The 25055-nt window shown below is 70.8% G+C and carries 17 protein-coding genes; 12 read left to right on the plus strand and 5 right to left on the minus strand.

Going from position 1 to position 25055, the window contains the following annotated elements; all coding sequences use genetic code 11:
* The first annotated feature begins 70 nt into the window (after positions 1-70).
* Entirely contained in the window at positions 71-523 is a 453-nt protein-coding gene (locus AC069R_RS06655; RefSeq protein WP_478765111.1) for an RrF2 family transcriptional regulator, read from the plus strand.
* Between the two features lie 60 nt (positions 524-583).
* Here AC069R_RS06655 and AC069R_RS06660 read toward each other — a convergent pair whose 3' ends face one another.
* Entirely contained in the window at positions 584-1765 is a 1182-nt protein-coding gene (locus AC069R_RS06660) for a globin domain-containing protein (protein WP_478765113.1), read from the minus strand.
* A gap of 268 nt (positions 1766-2033) precedes the next feature.
* Here AC069R_RS06660 and AC069R_RS06665 point away from each other — a divergent pair, with 268 nt between their 5' ends.
* On the plus strand, positions 2034-3395 hold the full coding sequence (locus AC069R_RS06665; RefSeq protein ID WP_471059205.1) for a glutamine synthetase family protein: 1362 nt from the start codon (positions 2034-2036) through the stop codon (positions 3393-3395).
* Positions 3396-3596: 201 nt separating this feature from the next.
* On the opposite strand, the gene AC069R_RS06670 is transcribed toward AC069R_RS06665, so the two are convergent.
* Complete coding sequence (locus AC069R_RS06670) at positions 3597-3956, minus strand: ASCH domain-containing protein (protein WP_478765115.1); 360 nt, start codon at positions 3954-3956, stop codon at positions 3597-3599.
* A gap of 183 nt (positions 3957-4139) precedes the next feature.
* On the opposite strand from AC069R_RS06670, the gene AC069R_RS06675 reads away from it, so the two are divergent.
* Complete coding sequence (locus AC069R_RS06675; RefSeq protein ID WP_478765117.1) at positions 4140-4769, plus strand: hypothetical protein; 630 nt, start codon at positions 4140-4142, stop codon at positions 4767-4769.
* Positions 4770-4787: 18 nt separating this feature from the next.
* On the opposite strand, the gene AC069R_RS06680 is transcribed toward AC069R_RS06675, so the two are convergent.
* Positions 4788-5675 carry an alkaline phosphatase family protein gene (locus AC069R_RS06680; RefSeq protein WP_478765119.1) on the minus strand — a complete coding sequence of 296 codons (888 nt, stop codon included), beginning with the start codon at positions 5673-5675 and terminating at the stop codon, positions 4788-4790.
* Between the two features lie 125 nt (positions 5676-5800).
* Between AC069R_RS06680 and AC069R_RS06685 the strand changes: the two genes are divergently transcribed.
* Together AC069R_RS06685 and AC069R_RS06690 are read left to right on the plus strand one after the other, a co-directional pair.
* Positions 5801-6655 (plus strand): DUF72 domain-containing protein, encoded by an 855-nt coding sequence (locus AC069R_RS06685; RefSeq protein ID WP_478765121.1) that lies wholly within the window; start codon positions 5801-5803, stop codon positions 6653-6655.
* A gap of 321 nt (positions 6656-6976) precedes the next feature.
* Positions 6977-9982 carry a bifunctional [glutamine synthetase] adenylyltransferase/[glutamine synthetase]-adenylyl-L-tyrosine phosphorylase gene (locus AC069R_RS06690; RefSeq protein ID WP_478765123.1) on the plus strand — a complete coding sequence of 1002 codons (3006 nt, stop codon included), beginning with the start codon at positions 6977-6979 and terminating at the stop codon, positions 9980-9982.
* Here AC069R_RS06690 and AC069R_RS06695 read toward each other — a convergent pair.
* Both AC069R_RS06695 and AC069R_RS06700 read right to left on the minus strand, forming a co-directional pair.
* The gene (locus AC069R_RS06695) at positions 9964-10836 is read right to left on the minus strand and encodes a phosphatase PAP2 family protein (protein WP_478765125.1); all 873 of its coding nucleotides are present in this window, start codon (positions 10834-10836) and stop codon (positions 9964-9966) included. The genes AC069R_RS06690 and AC069R_RS06695 overlap by 19 nt on opposite strands.
* Positions 10837-10905: 69 nt before the next feature.
* Positions 10906-11940 (minus strand): LacI family DNA-binding transcriptional regulator, encoded by a 1035-nt coding sequence (locus AC069R_RS06700; protein WP_397986276.1) that lies wholly within the window; start codon positions 11938-11940, stop codon positions 10906-10908.
* A 324-nt stretch (positions 11941-12264) separates the two neighbouring features.
* Here AC069R_RS06700 and AC069R_RS06705 point away from each other — a divergent pair, with 324 nt between their 5' ends.
* The 7 genes from AC069R_RS06705 (at position 12265) to AC069R_RS06735 (ending at position 25049) form a co-directional block, all read left to right on the plus strand.
* Complete coding sequence (locus tag AC069R_RS06705; RefSeq protein ID WP_478765128.1) at positions 12265-13536, plus strand: extracellular solute-binding protein; 1272 nt, start codon at positions 12265-12267, stop codon at positions 13534-13536.
* A gap of 96 nt (positions 13537-13632) precedes the next feature.
* The gene (locus tag AC069R_RS06710) at positions 13633-14637 is read left to right on the plus strand and encodes a carbohydrate ABC transporter permease (protein ID WP_478765130.1); all 1005 of its coding nucleotides are present in this window, start codon (positions 13633-13635) and stop codon (positions 14635-14637) included.
* A gap of 19 nt (positions 14638-14656) precedes the next feature.
* The gene (locus AC069R_RS06715; protein WP_478765131.1) at positions 14657-15562 is read left to right on the plus strand and encodes a sugar ABC transporter permease; all 906 of its coding nucleotides are present in this window, start codon (positions 14657-14659) and stop codon (positions 15560-15562) included.
* A gap of 234 nt (positions 15563-15796) precedes the next feature.
* Positions 15797-17536: a glycoside hydrolase family 13 protein gene (locus AC069R_RS06720; protein WP_478765133.1), complete on the plus strand. Its 1740-nt coding sequence runs from the start codon at positions 15797-15799 to the stop codon at positions 17534-17536.
* Between the two features lie 135 nt (positions 17537-17671).
* Positions 17672-19045: an alpha-amylase gene (locus AC069R_RS06725; RefSeq protein WP_478765135.1), complete on the plus strand. Its 1374-nt coding sequence runs from the start codon at positions 17672-17674 to the stop codon at positions 19043-19045.
* A gap of 192 nt (positions 19046-19237) precedes the next feature.
* Complete coding sequence (gene pulA / locus AC069R_RS06730) at positions 19238-24655, plus strand: pullulanase-type alpha-1,6-glucosidase (protein WP_478765137.1); 5418 nt, start codon at positions 19238-19240, stop codon at positions 24653-24655.
* Between the two features lie 31 nt (positions 24656-24686).
* Positions 24687-25049, plus strand: a complete 363-nt coding sequence (locus tag AC069R_RS06735; protein ID WP_478765139.1) for a 5-carboxymethyl-2-hydroxymuconate Delta-isomerase — start codon at positions 24687-24689, stop codon at positions 25047-25049.
* Positions 25050-25055 lie beyond the last annotated feature (6 nt).

Raw genomic sequence — 25055 nt, forward strand, 5'->3', positions numbered from 1 at the left:
AGTGCCGTAGAGCGAGCACGGCAAAAGGGTTAAATTTGCACCTGGGATGCGTATTATTTACGCTCGCGCCATGAGGCTGCTGCGGTCCACCGACCTCGCCCTGCGCATCCTGATGCGCCTCGCCGTGTCCACCGACGACACGCCCGCGACCCGCAAGGTCGCCGAGGACATGGGCGTGCCCTACACGCATGCCGCGAAGGTCGTCGCCGAACTCCAGCACCTGGGCCTGCTCGACGCCCGCCGCGGGCGCGGCGGTGGCCTGGCGCTCACCGAACGCGGCCGTACCGCCTCCGTCGGCGCGGTCGTGCGCGCCTTCGAGGGCGGCGACGAGGTGGTGGAGTGCGAGGGCGCCACCCCCTGCCCGCTGCGCTCGGACTGCCGGCTGCGCGGCGTCCTGCGCCAGGCCCAGGAGGCGTTCTACACGTTTCTGGACCCGATCACCCTGGACCAGCTGATCACGGACCCCACCGGCCCGGTGCTGCTGGGCATCTCCCTGCGCCCGCCCGGAACCCCGCTCTCCTGAACGGCGCGCAGGGCCGCCCACCGGAAATCCCGGCGGGCGGCCCTTTTCCCCTCTGAACCGTCAGGCGGCGAGCCACAGATCGGGCCCGAAGACCTCGTAGTGGATGTCGGCCGGCGCCACGCCCTTCTCGATCAGCCGGGCGCGCACGGCCCGCATGAACGGCAGCGGTCCGCACAGGTAGGCGCGGGTGCCGGGCGCGATGCCGATCCCGGACAGGTCGCCCAGTCCGGTGCGGCTGCCGGGCTCGGCGTCGCGCTCGTAGAAGAAGTGGACGGCCGAGTCCGCGAGCTTGTCCGCGTACGCCCGGTGGTCGCCGCGCAGGGCGTGGTCCGCGGGGGAGCGGTCGCCGTGCACCACGGTGACCGGCGCGCCGTACCCGTCGTCGGCGAGCGAGGCCAGCATGGCGACCATCGGGGTCACCCCGATGCCGGCGGAGGCGAGCAGCAGGGGGCGCCCGTCGGCATCGTCGAGCACCAGGTCGCCGTACGGCTCCGAGAGCTGGAGGACGTCACCCACCCGTACGTGCGCGTGCAGGTGGGTGGAGACCTCGCCGTCGGGGGTCGTACCGCCGTGCACCCGCTTGACGCTGAACTGCCGTACGTCCTCGCCGGGCGCCCCGGACAGGCTGTACTGCCGTATCTGCCGCGCCCCGTCGGCGAGCTTCACCCCTACGGAGACGTACTGCCCGGCGCGGAAGCCACGCACGGGGGACCCGCCGAGGGGCCGGACCCGGAAGGAGACGACGTCCGGCGTCTCCTCCTCGCGCCCCACGACCTCCCACTCCCGGAACTCCCGGCTGCCGCTCTCCTCGTACAGCCGCTTCTCGACGGCGACGAGGGCGTTGGCCATCAGCCAGTAGACCTCGCTCCAGGCGGCGGCGACCTCGGGGGTCACGGCCTCGCCGAGGATCTCCGCGATGGCGGCGAGGAGGTGCTCGTGCACGACCGGGTACTGCTCCGGTACGACGCCCAGCGAGGCGTGCTTGTGGGCGATGCGGCCGAGCATCGCGTCCGGCCGCTGGTCCGGGTGCTCGATCAGGTACCCGGCGAACGCGGCGATGGAGCCCGCGAGGGCCGACTTCTGGGCGCCGGAGGCCTGGTTGCCGCGGTTGAACAGGTCCCGCAGCAGCTCGGGGTGGGCCTCGAACAGCCGGGCGTAGAAGCGCTCGGTGATCCGCTCGATGGCGGCCCCCACGGCGGGGAGGGTGGCGCGGACGGTGGCGGCGGACTTCTCGGACAACATCGCGGACTCCTTGCGGTCTCGGCTGGATCGAACGCTATTTAAACTTGCATCTGAGATGCAAATTTAGGTGACGTGTCCTGCCTCACGCCCCCGCCCCGCCCGGCCGTTACGGATGCCGCCGCCGACAGGCAAGATGGGCGGCAGGGCAGTACACCTGCCGTAGGAGAGGCGTTCAGTAGGTGGACGTCGGGGCGATCAAGGTCCGCAACACGGATGAAACGGTGTTGTGGTGGGATGCTCCTGACCAGCAAGGATGGGGAATCGGAAGATGGACAAGCAGCAGGAGTTCGTGCTCCGCACCCTGGAGGAGCGCGACATCCGGTTCGTACGCCTGTGGTTCACGGACGTGCTGGGCTTCCTCAAGTCGGTCGCCGTGGCCCCCGCCGAGCTGGAACAGGCCTTCGACGAGGGCATCGGCTTCGACGGCTCCGCCATCGAGGGCTTCGCCCGCGTCTACGAGTCCGACATGATCGCCAAGCCGGACCCGTCCACCTTCCAGATGCTGCCCTGGCGCGCGGAGACCCCCGGCACGGCCCGGATGTTCTGCGACATCCTGATGCCGGACGGCTCCCCGTCCTTCGCCGACCCGCGCTACGTCCTCAAGCGCGCCCTGGCCCGCACCTCCGACCTGGGCTTCACCTTCTACACCCACCCGGAGATCGAGTTCTTCCTGCTGAAGGACCGCCCGCTGGACGGCTCCCGCCCGACGCCGGCCGACAACTCGGGCTACTTCGACCACACGCCGACCAGCGTCGGCATGGACTTCCGCCGCCAGGCGATCACGATGCTGGAGTCGATGGGCATCTCGGTGGAGTTCTCCCACCACGAGGGCGCGCCGGGCCAGCAGGAGATCGACCTGCGCTACGCCGACGCCCTCTCGACCGCCGACAACATCATGACCTTCCGCCTGGTCATGAAGCAGGTCGCGCTGGAGCAGGGCGTCCAGGCCACCTTCATGCCGAAGCCGTTCTCCGAGCACCCCGGCAGCGGCATGCACACCCACCTCTCCCTGTTCGAGGGCGACCGCAACGCGTTCTACGAGTCCGGCGCCGAGTACCAGCTCTCCAAGGTGGGCCGCTCCTTCATCGCGGGCCTGCTCAAGCACGCCGCGGAGGCGTCCGCGGTCACCAACCAGTGGGTCAACTCCTACAAGCGCATCTGGGGCGGCTCCGAGCGCACGGCGGGGGCGGGCGGCGAGGCCCCCTCGTACATCTGCTGGGGCCACAACAACCGCAGCGCCCTGGTCCGCGTCCCGATGTACAAGCCCGGCAAGACCGGCTCGGCCCGCGTCGAGGTCCGCTCCCTGGACTCCGGCGCCAACCCCTACCTGGCCTACGCCGTCCTCCTCGCCGCGGGCCTGAAGGGCATCGAGGAGGGCTACGAGCTGCCGCCGGGCGCCGAGGACGACGTCTGGGCCCTCTCGGACGCCGAGCGCCGCGCGATGGGCATCGAACCCCTCCCGCAGAACCTCGGCGAGGCCCTGACCCTGATGGAACGCAGCGACCTGGTCGCCGAGACCCTGGGCGAGCACGTCTTCGACTTCTTCCTGCGCAACAAGCGCCAGGAGTGGGAGGAGTACCGCTCGGAGGTCACGGCGTTCGAGCTGCGGAAGAACCTGCCGGTGCTGTAATCGCGGGTCGGCGCGGGATTCCGCCGAAGCGATCCGTTGGGGCCCGACGGTCACTGCCCGCCGTCCCCCACCGTCTTATTCGCGCGACCGTCTTATTCGCGCGACCGTCTTATACGCGCGCAGATCGCGGCACGGGCGGCGAGCGACGGGCGCCAGGAAGCCGTGCCGCCTTCTCGCGGGAGCGAGGGCGGCACGGCGGGCTTACTTCGGCAGCAGCTCGATCTCGATGGCGAGCGCGCCGAGCGCTTCCTTCTCCGCCGGGTAGATCTCGCGGATGTCGGCGAGCTGCTGCTCGCGGGAGGAGGCCGGGTTCACGTTCGCCGGCCCCTCCCCGTCGAGCAGTCCCTCGAACGTCTCGTACTCCGTGACCCGCTTCACCAGGACGTCACAGCTCTCGTCCGTGCCCTTGATGCGGAAGCGGATGACGTCTCCGGCGGCCAGATCTTCGAGGTGGGCATACTTCACCCGCACCTCGATCGTCTTCCGGCCAGCGGCGACAAGGCCGAAGTACCGGCGGTAGAGGTTCAGTTCGCGGACGCGCGCGGCGGCGGTTTCCGTCATCGGGCGGGAACGCTCCTAGCGGTTGCGGTGGACATGAGCCGGCCGAGTTCACCGGCCGAGTACGAGCGGAAGAAGTGGCGGGGGTCCCGTACCCTCGGGGTCGCCGTCCGAAAACGACCGGCCCCGCCCCCCTCCCCCCTGCGAGAATCGGGCGCACGCCTATGCGATCTCGGGGGAGCGGCGTTGAAGGATGCGACGGAACTGATCAAGGCACTCACCGGGCTGGCCTGGCCGCTCATGGCGGGGGTCGCGCTCTGGCGCCTGTTCCCCCTGATCAAGGAGATGGTCCGCTCCCGCGGCTTCACGATCAGGGTGGGCGAGGCCGAGCTGTCGGTGCAGGAGGTCTCGGAGAGCCTGATCCGGGCCACCGCCGACCTCCAGGGCCGGTTGGCCTCCGTACGCGCGCCGGCCGCCACGCGCACCCTCGACTCCGTCCTCTGGGTGGACGACCGCCCGGAGAACAACGCCACCGAGGTGGCCCAACTCCGCTCCCTCGGCGTCGACGTCGTCCTGGCCAAGTCGACGGACGAGGCCCTGCGCGCGCTGGCCCGCCCGCACCGCCCCTTCGACGCCGTCATCTCGGACCTGAGCCGCAGGGAAGGGGCCCGCACCAACCGCACCGCCGGCCTCGACCTGATCCGCGAACTGCGCGACCGGGACGACGCGATCCCGGTCTTCGTCTACGCCACCGCCCGCGCCCTCGCCCTGCGCGCGGAGATCACCGACGCCGGCGGCACCGGGGTGGCCGGCTCCGCCACCGAACTCTTCCAACTCCTGCGCGGCGTCGGCGAGTTCCCGGCCCAGCGCACCTGAGCCGGGACCCCCCGCCCGTCAGGAGGACGCCCAGATCCCGCTGATGTCCTGCGCGGCGGCGGCGTTGCCCGCGTGCGCGCTCAGCCCCTGGCTGTCCTCCAGAGTGCGCAGCACGTCGTAGTGGTCGTACGTGACGGAACTCGACGACCCCGCGACCACCGGCTGCCCGTACAGCAGGGTCGGAATCCGGTTCCCGCTCCTGGAGTCGTCCTCGTCGAAGGTGACGACGAGCAGACTGTTGTGCGTCTTGGCCCAACTGGCATACCCGCCGAGGTTGTTCTTCAGCCACGTGTCCCCAGTGGCCACCGAGCAGTCGTGCATGTCACTGCACAGGTTCGGCGTCACGAACGACACCTGCGGCAGCGTCGAGTAGTCCGCCGGGAACTGCGCGAACGTCTTCGCGCTCGACGTGGGCACATTGCCGAACCCGAACCACGGATTGTGCTTGCGCGCGTACTTCCCGCTGCTGCATACGGTCGATCCCTGACCGGGCAGCGACTCGTTGTAACTCGCCCAACTGCGCCCGGCCGCGATCAGCTCGGACGCCAGGTTCGGCGCCGACGAGAACCCCGGCGTGTAACAGCTGTCGTCCGTGATGCCCTGGGTCGCCCCCGAGAACAGGGCGAAGTAGTTCGGCTGACTGGGATGCGTGATGGCGTACGACTGCGACAGGTAAGCCCCGCCGGCCTTCAGCGAGTTGATGTACGGCGCGCTGGAGGACCCGATGACCTGGCTGTCGGCGTGGTTCTCGAACACCACGACCACCACGTGATCCGGACGGGGCACAGCACCCGCGGCCTGCGCGGTCTCACCGCCGAGTCCGGCCCACAGACCGGTCGCGGCGACGAGGGAAGCCACGGACGCCATGGCGGTACGGGTACGGCGGAACGGGGAACTGCCGGACACGACGACCTCCGGGGAAAGCGGGGTTGGCGGACCAGCCGAGCATGCGCACGCCAAAATGCTCCTTCCCGGCACCGCCCGTCCCCCCGCGATGAAAACCCGGTGAACTACTGGGTACCCCCGCTCCCATGGCGAACATCCTCACCGGCACCTGCGGCTGGACCGACCGCGCCCTCCTGACCAGCGGCTGGTACCCGCCCGGCCACCGCGACACCGAGGGCCGCCTGCGCCACTACGCCACCCGCTTCCCCGTGGTCGAGGTGGACTCCCCGTACTACGCCCTGCCGACCGCCCGCACCACCACCCACTGGGCCGAGCGCACCCCCGACGGCTTCCGCTTCGACGTCAAGGCCCACGCCCTCCTCACCGGCCACCCCATCCGCCCCTCCGCCCTCCCCCCGGACCTGCGCGGCCACCCCCGCGACGACGCCCTCCTGACCGAGGTGTGGACCCGCTACGCCGAGGCCCTGACCCCCCTGCGCACCGCCGGCCGCCTCGGCACCCTCCTCTTCCAGTACCCGCCGTCCCTCACCCCCGGCCCCGCCGCCGAGTCCTTCATCCGCGCGGCCCGCGAACGCGCCCGCGACTGGCCCTTCGCCGTGGAGTTCCGCAACCCCGCCTGGTGGCAGAGCCCCCGCACGCTCCCCTTCCTCACCGACCTGAACGCCACCGCCGTATCCGTGGACGCCCCCACCCTCCCCCCGACCCCCCTCGTCACCACCCCCCACCTCTCCCTGATCCGCTTCCACGGCCACAGCCCCCACTGGGGCACCGGCACCAAGGAGGACCGCTTCCGCCACCACTACACCCCCGACGAACTGGCCGAATGGCTCCCCCAGATCCACCACCTGGCCACCCACACCGACGAAGTCCACCTCCTCTTCAACAACTGCTGCGGCGACGCGGCCGTCAAGGCGGCGGAGACGATGCAGACGACCCTCCTCACCACGACGCTGCCGCACCCGCGCACGGCGGGGAGGTGACACGGCGGGTGGTGTCCGCCCGCAGCGGCCGGCGAAAACCCCCCACACCTTTGAACCCCCAGACCGCCGGACCGAGGACGGACACCACCCGCCGGGGCGCCGACGCACCGCCTCCCCGCAGGCGCGACACAAGCCACGACGACGCTGAGCAGGCCGCCGCAGGCACCGTCGGCGCCGAAGGCGCCGCAACCGCACCGCGACCGCGCTGAAGGTGCCGCAGCCACCCACCCCCGAGCCCACCCCCACCCGACCCGGCACAGCCCGCCGCAGGCGACTACGCTCCCCTCCAGGACCAGATCCACCCCGAGGGGAGCCCCGAACATGACGCCGGGCCGCAGAAGCAGCACCTTCACGCGCCTGCTCCGACACGGCTTCACCGACGCCACCGCCGCCGAACGCCTCCTCGACACCCCCGAACTCGCCCACATCCGCGACGACCCCTTCCTCCTCGAAGCCCTGGGCGCCACCGCCGACCCCGACCTCGCCCTGCACGGCCTCGTCCGCCTCCTGGAAGCCCAGCCCGCCCCGGACTCCCACCGCGAACTCCTCGACACCCTCATCGCGGCCAAACCCCTGCGCGACCGCCTCCTGGGCGTCCTCGGCGCCTCCACCGCCCTCGCCGACCACCTCGCCCGCCACCCCACCGACTGGCAGGCCCTGGTCACCTACGAACCCCAGGACCTCCACCCCGGCGTCACCGAATTCGAACGCGGCCTGGCGGACGCCACCGACCCCGTCTCCCTCCGCGTCGCCTACCGCCGCTGCCTGCTGTCCATCGCCGCCCGCGACGTCTGCGGCACCACGGACGTCGCCGAGACCGCCGCCGAACTGGCCGACCTCGCCACCGCCACCCTCCGCGCCGCCCTGGCCATGGCGCGAGCCGCCGCCCCCGAGGACGCCGCCGCCTGCCGCCTCGCCGTGATCGGCATGGGCAAGTGCGGCGGCCACGAACTGAACTACGTCTCCGACGTGGACGTGATCTTCGTAGCGGAAGCCACCGAGGGCACCGACGAGACCAAGGCCCTGCGCGCGGCCACCAGCCTCGCCTCGCACCTGATGCGGATCTGCTCCGAGACCACCGTCGAGGGCTCCATCTGGCCGGTCGACGCCAACCTCCGCCCCGAGGGCCGCAACGGCCCCCTCGTCCGCACCCTCTCCTCCCACCTCGCCTACTACCAACGCTGGGCGAAGACCTGGGAGTTCCAGGCCCTCCTCAAGGCCCGCCCGGTGGCAGGCGACGAGAACCTGGGCCAGGAATACCTGGCCGCGCTGCACCCCCTGGTCTGGCAGGCCGCCGACCGCGACAACTTCGTGGCGGACGTCCAGAAGATGCGCCGCCGTGTCGTCGACAACATCCCCGCCGCCGAAGTCGACCGCGAACTGAAGCTCGGCCCCGGCGGCCTGCGGGACGTCGAATTCGCCGTACAGCTCCTCCAGTTGGTCCACGGCCGCACCGACCCCACCCTGCGCAGCGGCAGCACCCTGGCCGCCCTGGACGCCCTCGCCGCCGGCGGCTACGTGGGCCGCGAGGACGCCGCCCGCCTGGACGAGGCGTACCGCTTCCTGCGCGCGATGGAGCACCGCATCCAGCTCTACCGCCTGCGCCGCACCCACCTCGTCCCCACCGCCGAGGAGGACCTGCGCCGCCTGGGCCGCTCCCTCGGCCTGCGCGCCGACCCCGTCACCGAGCTGAACCGCGAGTGGAAGCGGCACGCCGGCGTCGTACGACGGCTGCACGAGAAGCTGTTCTACCGCCCGCTCCTGGACGCCGTCGCCCAGCTCGCCCCCGGCGAGGCCCGGCTGCGGCCCGAGGCCGCCCGCGAACGCCTGGTCGCCCTCGGCTACGCCGACCCCGCCGCGGCCCTGCGCCACCTGGAGGCCCTCGCCTCGGGCGTCACCCGCAAGGCCGCGATCCAGCGCACCCTGCTGCCCGTCCTCCTGGGCTGGTTCGCGGACTCCGCCGACCCGGACGCCGGTCTGCTGAACTTCCGCAAGGTCTCCGACGCCCTCGGCAAGACCCCCTGGTACCTGCGCCTGCTGCGCGACGAGGGCGCCGCCGCCGAGAACCTGGCCCGCGTCCTGTCGGCGGGCCGGCTGGCCCCCGACCTCCTGATGCGCGCCCCCGAAGCGGTCGCCCTGCTCGGCGACGGGGACGGCGCGGCGAGCGGCCTGGCCCCCCGCGGCCGCGCCGCGCTCGAACAGGAGATCCTGGCCGCCGTCGGCCGGGCGGAGAACAGCGAGCAGGGAGTCACCGCCGCCCGCGGCGTCCGCCGCCGCGAACTCTTCCGCACCGCCGCCGCCGACATCATCGCCTCCTACGGCACCGAGACCACCCCCGTCCAGGCCGACCAGGGCGCCCTGGTGGACCTCGTCGGCGGTGCCGTCTCCGACCTCACCGCCGCCACCCTCGCGGGCACGCTGCGCGCGGTGGTCCGGGCCGGCTGGGGCGACACGCTGCCCACCCGGTTCGCGATCATCGGCATGGGCCGGTTCGGCGGCCACGAACTGGGCTACGGCTCCGACGCCGACGTGCTGTTCGTCCACGAGCCGCAGGAGGGCGTGGACGAGCACGAGGCCACCGCCGCCGCGAACAAGGTCGTCGCCGAGATGCGCCGGCTGCTCCAGCTGCCCAGCGCCGACCCGCCGCTGCTGATCGACGCCGACCTGCGCCCGGAGGGCAAGTCGGGCCCGCTGGTGCGCACGCTGAAGTCGTACGCCGCGTACTACCGCCGCTGGTCCCTGGTCTGGGAGTCCCAGGCGCTGCTGCGCGCCGAGCCGTTCGCGGGCGACGCCGACCTGGGCCGCCGCTTCGTGGAGCTGATCGACCCGCTGCGCTACCCGGCGCGCGGCCTGACCGACGACTCCGTGCGCGAGATCCGCCGGCTGAAGGCCCGCATGGAGTCGGAGCGGCTGCCCCGCGGCGCCGACCCCCGGCTGCACACCAAGCTGGGCCCCGGCGGCCTCTCCGACGTGGAGTGGACGGTCCAGCTGCTCCAGCTGCGGCACGCCCACGAGATCCCCGGACTGCGCACCACCCGCACCCGCGCCGCGCTCGCGGCGGCGCGGGAGGCGGGCCTGCTGGGCGAGGAGGAGGCGGCCACCCTGGACGAGGCATGGGTGCTGGCCACACGGGTGCGCAACGCGGTGATGCTGGTGCGCGGCCGGGCGGGCGACACCTTCCCCACCCAGCCCCGCGAGCTGGCCGCGGTGGGCCGCTACCTGGGCTACGGCGAGGGCCACGCCGGCGACATGCTGGACGCCTACGGCCGTACGACCCGCAAGGCGCGCATGGTCATGGAGGAACTCTTCTACGACGACGAGGCGTAACCGGGCCGGCGGCCCGCGCCCTCGCGCACCCGCCGGGGCAGGGCGTACGGCCCCGCTCCGTACCACAGGCGCGCCACCCCGAAACCGAACGAGAGGCAGACCACGCCCCCCACCGCGTCCAGCCAGAAGTGGTTGGCGGTGGAGACGATGACCAGCAGCGTGGCCAGCGGATACAGCAGCCCCAGCACCCGCACCCAGGGCACCGACGCCAGCGCGAAGATCGTCAGCCCGCACCACAGCGACCAGCCGATGTGCATGGACGGCATCGCCGCGTACTGGTTGGACATGTGCTTGAGGTCCCCGGAGGCCATCGAGCCCCAGGTGTGGTGCACCATCACCGTGTCCACGAACCCCCCGCCCCGCATCAGGCGGGGCGGGGCGAGCGGGAACAGGTAGTAGCCCACCAACGCGCCCCCCGTGGTGGCGAACAGCGCGAGGCGCGCGGCCGCGTACCGGCCCGGATGCCACCGGTACAGCCACACCAGGACGCCGAGCGTCATCACGAAGTGCAGTGTGGCGTAGTAGTAGTTCATGCCGATGATCAGCCAAGTCACCGCGTTCACCGCGTGGTTGACGGACCGCTCGACGTCGATGCCCAGCGCGTGCTCCGTGCGCCAGATCCAGTCCGCGTTGCGCAGCGCCTCGGCCTTCTGCTCGGGCACCGCGTTGCGGATCAGCGAGTACGTCCAGTAACTCACCGCGATCAGCAGGATCTCGAACCAGAGCCGGGGTCTGCGCGGGCGCCGCAGCCGGCCCGGCACGCCGCGCGCCCCGCTGCCGTCCCTGCCCGTGCCGGCCCGCGGTCCGGCCGCCTCTTCGCGACCTTCCCACTGCGTCACGGTCGAGTCACTCATAGGCATCAAGTCTGCCAGAAAACGGCCTCAGCGCCCGATCATCCCGAAGTCTTGTCCGCGGCGCACGTCCTACGACGTACGCAGGAGATGCGGGGCCGATGCCGTCGAGCCGCGCACCACCAGCTCCGGCATGAACACGAACTCGCTGTGCGGCGCGGGCGTACCGCCGATCTCTTCCAGGAGCGTGCGCACCGCCGCCTGCCCCATCGCCGGGACCGGCTTGCGGACCGTGGTGAGCGGCGGATCGGTGAACGCGATCAGCGGGGAGTCGTCGAAACCGACCACGGACACGTCCCGCGGGACGTCCAGACCCCGCTGCCGGGCGGCCCGTATGGCGCCGAGGGCCATCATGTCGCTGGCGCAGACCACCGCGGTGCAGTCCCGGTCGATCAGCGCCGTCGCGGCCGCCTGACCGCCCTCCAGGGTGTACAGCGAGTGCTGCACCAGCTCGGTCTCCACCATCTCGGCGCCGAGCCCCAACTGGTCCTGCATCGCCCGCAGGAAGCCCTCGATCTTGCGCTGCACGGGCACGAACCGCTTCGGCCCGAGCGCCAGCCCGATCCGGGTGTGGCCGAGCGAGGCGAGGTGGGTCACCGCGAGCGTCATCGCGGCGCGGTCGTCGGGGGAGATGAACGGCGCCTGCACCCGCGGCGAGAACCCGTCCACCAGCACGAACGGCACGCCCCGCGCCCGCAGCCGCTCGTAGCGCTGCATGTCGGCGGTGGTGTCGGCGTGCAGCCCGGAGACGTAGATGATGCCCGCAACCCCCCGGTCCACCAGCATCTCGGTCAGCTCGTCCTCGGTGGAGCCGCCCGGTGTCTGGGTGGCGAGCACCGGGGTGTAACCCTGGCGGGTCAGCGCCTGCCCGATGACCTGCGCCAGGGCGGGGAATATCGGGTTCTCCAGCTCCGGCGTGATCAGCCCGACCAGACCCTCGCTGCGCTGGCGCAGCCGCACCGGCCGCTCGTAGCCGAGCACGTCGAGTGCGGCGAGCACGGACTGGCGGGTGGTGGCGGCGACGCCCGGCTTCCCGTTGAGGACCCGGCTGACGGTCGCTTCGCTCACCCCCGCCTGCGCTGCGATGTCGGCAAGCCGTGTGGTCACGCCACTGGACTGTACCGGGCGTCTCCCGCCTTGCACACCGCTCGGACACCGGGCACGCCCGGTCGAACGACCCCCTGCGGGTTGCTGCCTCATCGCGCTCCCTCAAGTTCGTCTGTGTGCGTCGGTGGCAAGAGCTTGCAGAGTCTTGCACACGTTGTCGCAGGCCGCTGAGCGGTAACGACAGGGTAACCATCGGGTTCACTTGCACTTTTTTTCTGCAAGGTCTTTCGCAACGCTTACATCGCTGTTACGTTCCCTGTCGCCCGGCAGCCTCCTCCATCGGCGCAGTCGGCATCACTCGGGCTTAACCCTCAAGGAGAACTCATGCGGCGTGGCATAGCGGCCTCCGCCCTGGTGGCGTCCCTCGCCCTCGCGGCGACGGCCTGCGGCGGCGGAAGCGGCGACAGCAAGTCGGACGGGCCGGTCACCATCACCTGGTGGGACACCTCCAACGCCACGAACGAGGCACCGACGTACAAGGCCCTCGTCCAGAAGTTCGAGGCCGCGAACAAGGACATCAAGGTCAAGTACGTCAACGTCCCCTTCGACCAGGCGCAGAACAAGTTCGACACCGCCGCGGGTGCCTCCGGCGCCCCGGATGTGCTGCGCTCCGAGGTCGGCTGGACCCCCGCCTTCGCCAAGAAGGGCTACTTCCTGCCGCTGGACGGCACCGAGGCCCTCGCCGACAAGGCCAAGTTCGAGCCGAACCTGGTCAAGCAGGCGCAGTACGAGGGCAAGACCTACGGCGTGCCGCTGGTCACCGACACCCTGGCCCTGGTCTACAACAAGGCCCTGTTCAAGAAGGCCGGCATCACCACGCCGCCGAAGACCTGGGACGAGCTGAAGTCCGACGCCGCCAAGATCAAGGACAAGACCGGCGCCGACGGCTACTGGGGCTCCACCGCGGGCTACTACGGCCAGCCGTTCCTGTACGGCGAGGGCACCGACACCGTCGACGTCCGCGCCAAGAAGGTCACCATCGACACGCCGGCCGCCAAGAAGGCGTTCGGCACCTGGCTGAGCCTGTTCTCCGGCAAGGGCCTGCACAAGGCCGACACCACCCCGGACGCCTACGCCCACATCATGGACGCGTTCTCGGGCGGCAAGGTCGCCGCGATCATCCAGGGCCCCTGGGAGAACACGAACATCTACAAGGGCAGCGCCTTCAAGGACAAGACCAACCTGGGCGTCGCGGTCGTCCCGGCCGGCTCCACCGGCAAGGCGGAGGCCCCGACCGGCGGCCACAACCTCTCGGTCTACGCCGGCTCCGACAAGGCGCACCAGGCGGCGGCCCTGAAGTTCGTCAACTTCATGACGTCGGCCTCCTCCCAGGAGACCATCGCGCTGAAGAACGCCACCCTGCCGACCCGCATGGACGCCTACACCGCCAAGGTGACGGCCGATCCGGGCACCGCCGGCTTCCAGCGCGTGCTCTCCGCCGCCCAGCCCCGCCCGTCGCTGCCCGAGTACGGCTCCCTGTGGGCGCCGCTCGACACCGAGCTGCCGAAGATCGCCAGCGGCAAGGAATCGCTGGACACGGGTCTGAGCAACGCCGACATCGCGATCGGCAAGCTGGTCCCCGACTTCGCCAAGTAAGCCCGGACGGCCGCCGGCTGCCTCACCCACGAGGAGGCAGCCGGCGGCCCCCGCCCCGTGCCCGGCCATCCTTGAACCATCTGAAGGTGTCGAACCATGACAGTCGCCATCGACCGCGCGACCGGCAAGAGCCGCGGTGACCGCGCGCCTCGGCCAGGGCTGGGGCAGCGCATCAGGAACAGCCTCCAGAAATACTGGTACGCCTACGCGATGATCGCCCCGGTGGTCATCGTGCTCGCGGTGCTCGTCGGCTATCCGCTCGTGCGGGGCTTCTACCTCACCCTGACCGACGCCAACAGCCTCAACTCGGCGCGCACCATCGGCGTCAACCACATCGCCGCGACCTACAAGTTCGTCGGTCTGGACAACTACAGGAACATCCTGTGGGGCCCGCTGTCCTACGACCGCTTCTGGTCCCACGTGATCTGGACGATCGTGTGGACGGTCGCCTGTGTGACCCTGCACTACACCATCGGCCTCGGCCTCGCGATGATGCTGAACCAGAAGCTGCGCGGGCGGACCGTCTACCGGGTGCTGCTCGTCCTGCCGTGGGCCGTGCCCACCTTCGTCACCGTCTTCTCCTGGCGGATCATGCTCTCCGACTCCGGAGTGCTCAACCAGCTCCTGCACGCGCTGCACCTGCCGCAGCCGCAGTGGCTGGAGGACACCTTCTGGCAGCGCTTCGCCGCGATCATGGTCAACACCTGGTGCGGTGTGCCGTTCATGATGCTCTCGCTGCTCGGCGGCCTCCAGTCCATCGACACCGCCCTGTACGAGGCGGCGCGGATGGACGGCGCCAACGCCTGGCAGCGCTTCCGGCACGTCACCCTGCCCGGCCTGCGCTCGGTCAGCTCCACGGTGGTGCTGCTCGGCGTCATCTGGACCTTCAACCAGTTCGCCATCATCTTCCTGCTGTTCGGCCCGACCAGCGCCCCGGACGCCCAGATCCTCGTCACCTGGGCCTACTACCTTGGCTTCGGCCAGCAGCCGCGCGACTTCGCCCAGTCCGCCGCCTACGGCGTACTGCTGCTGTCGATCGTCACCGTCTTCACCTCCTTCTACTTCCGCTGGCTGAAGCGCAATGACCAGCTCGCCGTCTGACGCCGCAGGAGCCGCCGCCATGAGCACCACCACCCTCGCAAAGCCGGCCGACGCACCGGCCCCCGCCGCGAAGCCCGCCCGCCAGGGCCGCCGACCGGACGAGCGCGGCCCCCTCGGCACCGTCCTGCTGCACGCCGGCCTCATGGTCGCGAGCCTCGTCGCGCTGGCGCCCGTGGCCTGGCTGGTCTACCTCTCGCTCGGCCCGGACAAGAACGACTACCTGCACCCCGGCGGCATCGCCGGGAAGATGAGCTTCGCCAACTACGGCTTCGTGCTCCAGCACACCGAGTTCTTCAGCTGGTTCAAGTCCACGATGATCGTGGCCCTCGGCACCACCGTGGTCGGTGTGCTGCTCGCCGCGACCACCGGCTACGCCGTCTCCCGGATGCGCTTCCCCGGCCACAAGCAGCTGATGTGGGTCCTGCTGCTCACGCAGGCGTTCCCGATCGCCGTCCTGATCGTGCCGATGTACCAGATCTTCAGCGACCTGGGCCTCATCGACTCCTACTGGGCGCTGATCCTCGTCAACTGCACCACCGCGGTGCCGTACAGCGCCTGGCTGCTCAAGGGCTACTTCGACACGATCCCGATCGAGATCGACGAGGCGGGCCGGGTGGACGGCCTCACCCCGTTCGGCACCTTCTTCCGGCTGATCCTGCCGCTGGCCCGGCCGGGCCTGGCCGTCGCCGCGTTCTACAACTTCATCACCGCGGTCGCCGAGGTGGCCTTCGCGACCACCTTCATGCTGGACGACTCCAAGTACACCTTCGCCGTCGGCCTCCAGACCTTCGTCAGCGAGCACGACGCCGAGTGGAACTACATGGCCGCCACCGCGGTGCTGATCGCGATACCCGTCTCGGTGTTCTTCTACCTGGTGCAGAAGAACCTCGTCACCGGTCTCACCTCCGGCGGCACCAAGGGCTGAGGCGCCCGCACCACCCGAGGCTCCCGCGCGCCTGACCGCGCGGGCAGGCGGCCGCGGTGTCCTCCCCCAGCGCTCGGCTTCGCTCGCGCCGGGGGGACCCCCAGCCCCCGCTGACATCGCGGCCGCCTCGCATCCCGTTCCCCCGGCCCGCCTCCGCCGCCGTACCCGCACGGGCCCTGGCCGCCCGTGCGCCCCACGCGCCATGACCCGATTTCCGTCACCACCAAGGAAGCCATGAGCCAGCAGCACACTGCCGCCCCGGCCACCGACTCCGCCACCGCCACCGTCGCGGGCCACCGCCGCGACTGGTGGCGGGAGGCGGTCATCTACCAGGTCTACCCGCGCAGTTTCGCCGACAGCAACGGCGACGGCATGGGCGACCTGGAGGGCGTACGCTCCCGCCTGCCGTACCTGCGCGACCTCGGCGTCGACGCGGTGTGGCTCAGCCCCTTCTACGCCTCCCCGCAGGCCGACGCCGGCTACGACGTGGCCGACTACCGCGCGGTCGACCCGATGTTCGGCACCCTGCTGGACGCCGACGCGCTGATCCGCGAGGCCCACGGGCTCGGCCTGCGCATCATCGTGGACCTGGTGCCCAACCACTCCTCCGACCAGCACGAGTGGTTCAGGCGCGCCCTCGCCGAGGGCCCCGGCTCCCCGCTGCGGGAGCGCTACCACTTCCGCCCCGGCAAGGGCGCGGACGGCGAACTGCCGCCCAACGACTGGGAGTCCATCTTCGGCGGCCCGGCCTGGACCCGCGTCACCGAGCCCGACGGGACGCCCGGCGAGTGGTACCTGCACCTGTTCGCGCCCGAGCAGCCCGACCTCAACTGGGAACACCCGGCGGTCGGCGACGAGTTCCGCTCCATCCTGCGCTTCTGGCTGGACATGGGCGTGGACGGCTTCCGCATCGACGTGGCCCACGGCCTGGTCAAGGCCGAGGGCCTGCCCGACCTCGGCGCGGGCGAGCAGCTGAAGCTGCTGGGCAACGATGTCATGCCGTTCTTCGACCAGGACGGCGTGCATGCCATCTACCGGCAGTGGCGGACCATCCTCGACGAGTACGCCAAGAAAATGGGGCCCGAAGGGCCTTCGTCAGAAGGGCGGCGGTGGGAGACGGGTGGGCGGATCTTCGTCGCCGAGGCGTGGACCCCGACCGTCGAGCGCACCGCCAACTACGTCCGCCCGGACGAACTGCACCAGGCGTTCAACTTCCAGTACCTGTCGACGGCCTGGGACGCGGCGGAGCTGCGCGCGGTCATCGACTCCACGCTGGCGGCGATGCGCCCGGTCGGCGCCCCGGCCACCTGGGTGCTGTCCAACCACGACGTCACCCGGCACGCCACCCGCTTCGCCAACCCGCCGGGCCTCGGCACCCAGATCCGCACCGCCGGCGACCGCGAACTCGGCCTGCGCCGGGCCCGCGCCGCCACCCTGCTGATGCTGGCGCTGCCCGGCTCGGCCTACCTCTACCAGGGCGAGGAGCTGGGCCTGCCGGACGTCGTGGACCTGCCCGACGAGGTGCGCCAGGACCCCGCGTACTTCCGCGGCGCGGGCCAGGACGGCTTCCGCGACGGCTGCCGGGTGCCGATCCCGTGGACCCGCACGGGGTCGTCGTACGGCTTCGGCGACGGCGGCAGCTGGCTCCCGCAGCCGGCGAACTGGGGCGAGTTGAGCGTCGAGGCGCAGACGGGGGCGGCCGGCTCCACCCTGGAGCTGTACCGCGCCGCCCTCGCCGCCCGCCGCGCCCAGCCCGACCTGGGCGCCGGGGACAGCCTGGAGTGGCTGCGCGCCCCCGAGGGCGTCCTGGCCTTTTGCCGGGGCGAGTTCGTGTGCGTCGCCAACACCACGGGCGAGTCGGTGACCACCCCGGCGTACGGCCGGGTGCTGCTGGCGAGCGGTGAGGTGGCCGAGACCGGCGGCGAGGCGAAGGTGGCCGCCGACACCACCGTGTGGTGGACCGCGGCGGTCTGACCCCCCGTGTGAAATTTCTTGCATCAACTTCTCTGCGGCCCGCTGCCTTTTCCGGCAGCGGGCCCTTAACATCTGCGTCACCGCAAGGTTTCTGAAACTTTGCAGCAAGTACCTTCAGCGACGAAGGAACCCCACATGGTACGCAAGACCCTCTCGGGGGTGGTCGCCCTCGCGGCCGCCGCCCTTGTCATGAACCCGACGAGTGCCGTGGCCTCCCCACCCGGCACCAAAGACGTCACCGCCGTCCTGTTCGAGTGGAACTACGCCTCGGTGGCCCGTGAGTGCACCAGCACGCTGGGACCCGCGGGCTACGGCTATGTGCAGGTCTCGCCGCCCGAGGAGCACATACAGGGCTCCCAGTGGTGGACCTCGTACCAGCCCGTGTCGTACAAGATCGCGGGCCGGCTCGGCGACCGGACCACCTTCAAGAACATGATCTCCACCTGCCACGCGGCCGGTGTGAAGGTCGTGGTGGACACGGTCATCAACCACATGACGGCCGGCAGCGGCACCGGCACCGGCGGCACGCAGTACACCAAGTACGACTACCCCGGCCTGTACTCGGACTCCGACTTCCACACCTGCCGGACGCAGGTCGACGACTACCAGGACCGCTCGAACGTCCAGAACTGCGAACTCGTCGGCCTGGCCGACCTGGACACCGGCTCCGAGCACGTCCGCGCGACGATCGCCGGGTACATGAACGACCTGCTCTCCCTCGGCGCCGACGGCTTCCGCATCGACGCGGCCAAGCACATCGCCGCCGCCGACCTGGCGAACATCAAGAGCCGGCTGACCAACCCGAGCGTCTACTGGAAGCAGGAGGTCATCTACGGCGCGGGCGAGGCCGTCCAGCCCACCGAGTACACGGGCAACGGCGACGTCCAGGAGTTCCGCTACGCCTACGACCTCAAGCGCGTCTTCAACAGCGAAAAGCTCGCCTACCTGAACAACTTCGGCGAGGGCTGGGGCTATTTGCCCAGCAACGTGGCCGGTGTCTTCGTGGACAACCACGACACCGAGCGCAACGGTGCCACCCTGAACTACAAGGACGGCGCCAACTACACGCTGGCCAACGTCTTCATGCTGGCCTGGCCCTACGGCGCCCCGGACATCAACTCCGGCTACGAGTGGAGCGACGCCGACGCGGGCCCGCCGAACAACGGGCAGGTCAACGCCTGCTGGCAGGACGGCTGGAAGTGCCAGCACGCCTGGCCGGAGATCAAGTCCATGGTCGCCTTCCGCAACACCACCCACGGGCAGGCGGTCTCCAACTGGTGGGACGACGGCGACAACCTGATCGCCTTCGGCCGCGGCGACAAGGGGTACGTGGTCATCAACCACGAGGGCACGACGGCCGATCGCTCCTTCCAGACCTCGCTGCCCGCCGGCACCTACTGCAACGTGCAGAACAACACCACGGTGACGGTCAACGGCACCGGCTGGTTCACCGCCTCGGTCGCCCCGAACACCGCGCTGGCGATCTACGCCGGCAAGTCCTCCTGCTGAACCGGAACCTGGCCCGCACCGCACCCCTATGGCGGTGCGGGCCGCAGTAGTTGAAATCCCTTGCCCAATGTTTCAGGACTCTTGCTGCAACCCTTTCGCGAGGGGTACGGTCGCGCGGGCGCCCGGCATCGAGGCCGAGCCGCGGCGTGGGGTCGAACCCGATCGAGCCGCCATCGCAAGGAGTTCTTGCCTGTGATACCGAGATGGCCGACGCCCCTACGGCGTCGCACCACCCACCGCAGGAGAGCCGCGGCCCTCGCCGTCGCCGCGCTCACGGCCGCACTCGTGCAGCCACTGGCCGCGCCCGCCGCGCAGGCCGCCGCCCCGCCCCCGCCCCCGTCGGACGCGGCCCTCGCGGCCCAGCCGGCCCGGCACGGCGACACCCGTGAACAGTTCTACTTCCTCATGCCGGACCGGTTCGCCAACGGCGACAAGGCCAACGACCAAGGCGGCCTCACCGGTTCACGCATGACGACCGGGTACGACCCCACCGACGAGGGCTTCTTCCAGGGCGGCGACCTCAAGGGCGTCACGCGGAAGCTGGACTACATCAAGGGGCTCGGCACCACCGCCCTGTGGCTGGCACCCATTTTCAAGAACATCCCGGTGCAGGGGGCCGGAGCCAACGCCTCGGCGGGCTACCACGGTTACTGGATCACCGACTTCACCCAGGTCGATCCGCACTTCGGCACCAACCAGGACCTGAAGGACCTCATCTCCAAGGCCCACGCCAAGGGCATGAAGGTCTTCTTCGACGTCATCACCAACCACACCGCCGACGTGGTGACCGACAAGGAGAACTCCTCCGACTACCGCACCAAGGGCGCCTACCCGTACCTCACCAAGGACGGCAGGCCCTTCGACGACGCCGACTACGCGGACGGCACCAAGAAGTTCCCGGCCGTCTCCGCCGCCTCCTTCCCGTACACCCCGCAGGTCACCAGCGAGTCCAAGGTGCCGGCCTGGCTCAACGACCCGACGATGTACCACAACCGGGGCGACTCCACCTTCGCCGGCGAGTCCGGCACCTACGGCGACTTCGACGGCCTGGACGACCTGTGGACCGAGCGCCCCGAGGTCGTGCACGGCATGGAGCGGATCTACGAGCGGTGGGTGAAGGACTTCGCCGTCGACGGGTTCCGCATCGACACCGCCAAGAACGTCGACCTGCCCTTCTGGACCCAGTGGGCCACCGCACTCGACCGCTACGCGGCGGCGCACGGCCGGAAGAACTTCTTCCTGTTCGGCGAGACCTACGACACCGACACCTCGGTCACCGCCCCGTACGTCACCCAGGGCCGCCTCGACGCCACCCTCGACTTCCCCTTCCAGCAAGCCGCCCGCGGCTACGCCTCCCAGGGCGCGAGCGCGCGGAAGCTGGCGGGCGTCCTCGGCGATGACTACAAGTACACGACCGACCGGGCCAACGCCTACGAGCAGGTCACCTTCCTCGGCAACCACGACATGGGCCGCATCGGATACTTCCTCAAGCAGGACAACCCGGACGCCACGGACGCCGAACTGCTGAAGAAGGACGAGCTGGCCAACGAGGTGATGTTCCTCAGCCGCGGCAACCCGGTCGTCTACTACGGCGACGAACAGGGCTTCACCGGCAGCGGCGGCGACAAGGAAGCCCGCCAGACCATGTTCGCCTCCAAGGTGCCCGCCTACCTCGCCGACGACGAGATCGGCACCGACCGCACCCACGCCAGCGACTCCTACGACACGAAGGCGCCGCTGTACCGGCAGATCGCCGGCCTCTCCGCGCTGCGCAAGGCCAACCCGGCCCTGACCGACGGCGTCCAGAGCGAGCGGTACGCGGCCGACGGCGCCGGGATCTACGCCTTCACCCGCACCGACGCCGGCAGCGGCCAGGAGTACATCGTCGCGTTCAACAACGCGGGCGAGGCCAAGTCGGCCACCTTCGCCACCGGTTCGGCCGGGATGCCGTACCGGGGCGTCTACGGCGCGACCGGCAGCGTCAGCTCCGACGGCGACCGCCAGGTCACCGTGACCGTCCCGGCCGAGTCCGCCGTCGTCTACAAGGCGTCCGGCCCGCTCGACAAGCCGGCCACCAGGCCGACGCTCACCCTGCACGCCCCGGCCGCGGGCGCCACCGGCACGGTGACCGTCGGCGCCGATGTCGATGGTGGCCAGCTGAACCGGGTGGTCTTCGCCGCCCAGGTCGGCGACGCCCCGTGGCAGGTCCTCGGCTCCGCCGACCACGCGCCCTACCAGGTCACCCAGACCTTGAGCGGCAAGGTCCCGGCCGGCACCGCGCTGCGCTACAAGGCCGTCGTGATCGACAGCGCCGGACACACCGCGAGCGCCACGGCACAGGGCACCACCGGCGCCGTACCCCCGCCCGCCCCGCCCACCGCCTCCGCACGCGACTACGTGATCGTCCACTACCAGCGCACCGACGGCGACTACGCCGACTGGAACCTGTACGCCTGGGGCGACATCGCCGACGGCGAGGCCACCACCTGGCCGGCCGGGCACCCCTTCGCCGGCCGGGACGCCTGGGGCGCCTTCGCCTACGTCAAGGTCAAGCCGGGCGCCTCGAACGTGGGCTTCCTGGTCGTCGACAAGAACGGGAACAAGGACGGCGACGCCGACCGGAGCATCGACGTCACCAAGACGGGTGAGGTCTGGGTCCAGCAGGGCAAGGACGGCGTCCAGACCCAGCGGCCGTCGTCGTACCCCGCGCCGGACACCACCAAGGCGGTCATCCACTACCACCGCGCCGACGGCGACTACGACGGCTGGGGCCTGCACGTCTGGACGGGTGCCGCGAACCCCACCGACTGGTCGGCCCCGCTGAAACCGGTGAAGACTGATGCCTATGGCGCCGTCTTCGAGGTCCCGCTCGCCGCGGGTGCCACCAGCCTCAGCTACATCATCCACAAGGGCGACGAGAAGGACCTCGCCGCCGACCAGTCCCTGGACCTCAAGGCCGACGGCTACGAGGTGTGGCTGTTGAACGGCCAGGACAAGCACCTGCTGCCGCAGCCCGCGGGCAGCGCCGCCGCCCTCGACCTGACCACCTCCAAGGCGGTCTGGGTCGATGCGTACACCGTCGCCTGGGACGGCGCCGACGGTGCCGCCTCCACCCAGCTCGTCTACTCCCACGACGGCTCCATCACCGCCAAGGACGGGGCCCTCACCAGCGACGACGAGCGCTGGCTGCGGCTGGAGAAGACCACCCTCACAGACGCCCAGAAGGCCAAGTTCCCCTACCTGAAGGACTACACGGCCTGGTCCGTGGACCCGCGGGACCGCGGCCGGGTACGCGAGGCGCTCACCGGTCAGCTCGTCGCCTCCCAGCGCGCCGCCGACGGCGCCGTGCTCGCCGCGACCGGCGTGCAGATCGCCGGCGTCCTGGACGACCTGTACCCGGCCGCCACCAAGGCCCGGCTCGGCCCGGTCTTCCACGGCGGCAAGCCGACCCTGTCCGTGTGGGCGCCGACCGCCCAGAGCGTCGGTCTGGAGATCGACGGCCAGGTCAGGCCCATGCACCGCGACGACACCACCGGCGTCTGGTCGCTCACCGGACCCGCCTCCTGGAAGGGCAAGACCTACCGGTACGTGGTCCGGGTGTGGGCGCCCAGCGTCCGCCGGATGGTCACCAACAAGGTCACCGACCCCTACTCGGTCGCCCTCACCGCGAACTCCGGGCGCAGCGTCGTCGCCGATCTGGACGACAAGTCCCTCGCCCCGAGCGGCTGGTCCACCCTGCGCAAGCCCAAGGCCGTACCGCTGAAGGACGCGCAGATCCAGGAACTGCACGTGCGGGACTTCTCGGTCGCGGACAAGACCGTCCCGGCGGAGGACCGGGGCACCTACCTCGCCTTCACGGACAAGAACAGCGACGGCTCCCGGCACCTCAGGGAACTGGCGAAGTCCGGGACGTCGTACGTGCACCTGCTGCCCGCCTTCGACTTCGCCACCGTGCCCGAGAAGAAGGCCGACCAGCAGAGCCCCGGCTGCGACCTCGCCGCCTACCCGGCCGACTCCGACCAGCAGCAGGCGTGCGTGGCCGCGAGCGCCGCGAAGGACGCCTACAACTGGGGCTACGACCCGTACCACTTCACCGTCCCCGAGGGCTCCTACGCCACCGACCCGGACGGCACCGCGCGCACCCGGCAGTTCCGGCAGATGGTGCAGGGGCTCAACCAGGACGGCCTGCGGGTCGTGATGGACGTCGTCTACAACCACACCTCGGCCAGCGGCCAGGCGGACACCTCCGTCCTGGACAAGATCGTGCCCGGCTACTACCAGCGGCTGCTCGCCGACGGCTCGGTGGCGAACTCCACCTGCTGCTCCAACACCGCGCCCGAGAACGCGATGATGGGCAAGCTGGTCGTGGACTCGATCGTCACCTGGGCCAAGGAGTACAAGGTCGACGGGTTCCGCTTCGACCTCATGGGCCACCACCCGAAGGCCAACATCCTCGCCGTCCGCAAGGCCCTCGACGCGCTCACCCCGGAGAAGGACGGCGTCGACGGCAAGAAGATCATCCTGTACGGCGAGGGCTGGAACTTCGGCGAGGTCGCCGACGACGCCCGCTTCGTGCAGGCCACCCAGGCGAACATGGCCGGCACCGGCATCGCCACCTTCTCCGACCGGGCCCGCGACGCGGTGCGCGGCGGAAGCCCCTTCGACGCCGACCCCGGCGTCCAGGGCTTCGCCTCCGGCCTCTACACCGACCCCAACGGATCGGCCGCGAACGGCACTCCGGCCGAGCAGAAGGCCCGGCTGCTGCACTACCAGGACCTGATCAAGGTCGGGCTGACCGGCAACCTCGCCAAGTACCGCTTCACCGACACCGACGGCAAGGAGGTCACCGGCGCCGGGATCGACTACAACGGCTCGCCCGCCGGATACGCCGACGCGCCCGGCGACGCCCTCGCCTACGTCGACGCCCACGACAACGAGACCCTGTTCGACGCGCTCGCCTACAAGCTGCCCAAGGACACGTCCGCGGCGGACCGGGCCCGGATGCAGGTCCTCGCGATGGCCACCGCCACCCTCTCCCAGGGCCCGTCCCTGTCGCAGGCGGGCACCGATCTGCTGCGCTCGAAGTCGCTGGACCGCAACTCCTTCGACAGCGGCGACTGGTTCAACGCCATCCACTGGAACTGCGCCGACGGCAACGGCTTCGGCCGGGGCCTGCCCATGGCCTCCGGCAACCAGGACAAATGGCCGTACGCCAAGCCGCTGCTGACCTCCGTCAAGGTCGGCTGCCCGCAGATCGAGGGCAGTTCGGCCGCCTACCAGGACCTGCTGAGGATCCGTACGACCGAGAAGGCGTTCTCGCTCGCCACGGCGGGCCAGGTGCAGAGCGAGCTGTCCTTCCCGCTGTCCGGCACGGACGAGACACCGGGCGTGATCACGATGAAGCTCGGCGACCTGGTCGTCGTCTTCAACGCCACCCCGCGGGCCCAGAAGCAGACGGTCTCCGCGCTGGCCGGGACCGCCTACCGGCTGCACCCGGTGCAGGCGTCCGGCGCGGACCCGGTGGTGAAGACCTCCTCCTACGCGGCCGGCTCGGGCACCTTCACCGTCCCGGCGCGGACCGTGGCGGTCTTCAGCCGGGCGGCGCAGTAGGGTCGGGCCGTCCCCCGGAACAGGAGTGCTCATGCCGCAGATCACCGTCGACCACACCCACGTCTGGAAGGAGCCCGCGCAGGCCGGCGACTTCGTCCGGGAACTGCACGAGGCGGTCGTCCGGATCGCGGCGGCGAAGCCCGAGGCCTGCAAGACGGTGCTCCGCGACGGGTTCGCGGTGTACGGGTACGAGGGGACCGGGGAGCGGCGGCACGCCATCGTGCACGTGACCATCGGTCTCCTCGCCGGCCGCACCGAGGAGGCGAAGGCGAGGCTCACGGAGACCGTCCTCGAGCTGCTGGAGCGGCATGTGCGCCCCGAGGACGGGGTCACCCTGCACGCCTCGGCCGAGGTCCGCGACCTCGACCCGTCGTACCGGAAGTCCGACCGGTGACCGGCC

The organism is Streptomyces sp. NPDC043952, assembly GCF_056435325.1.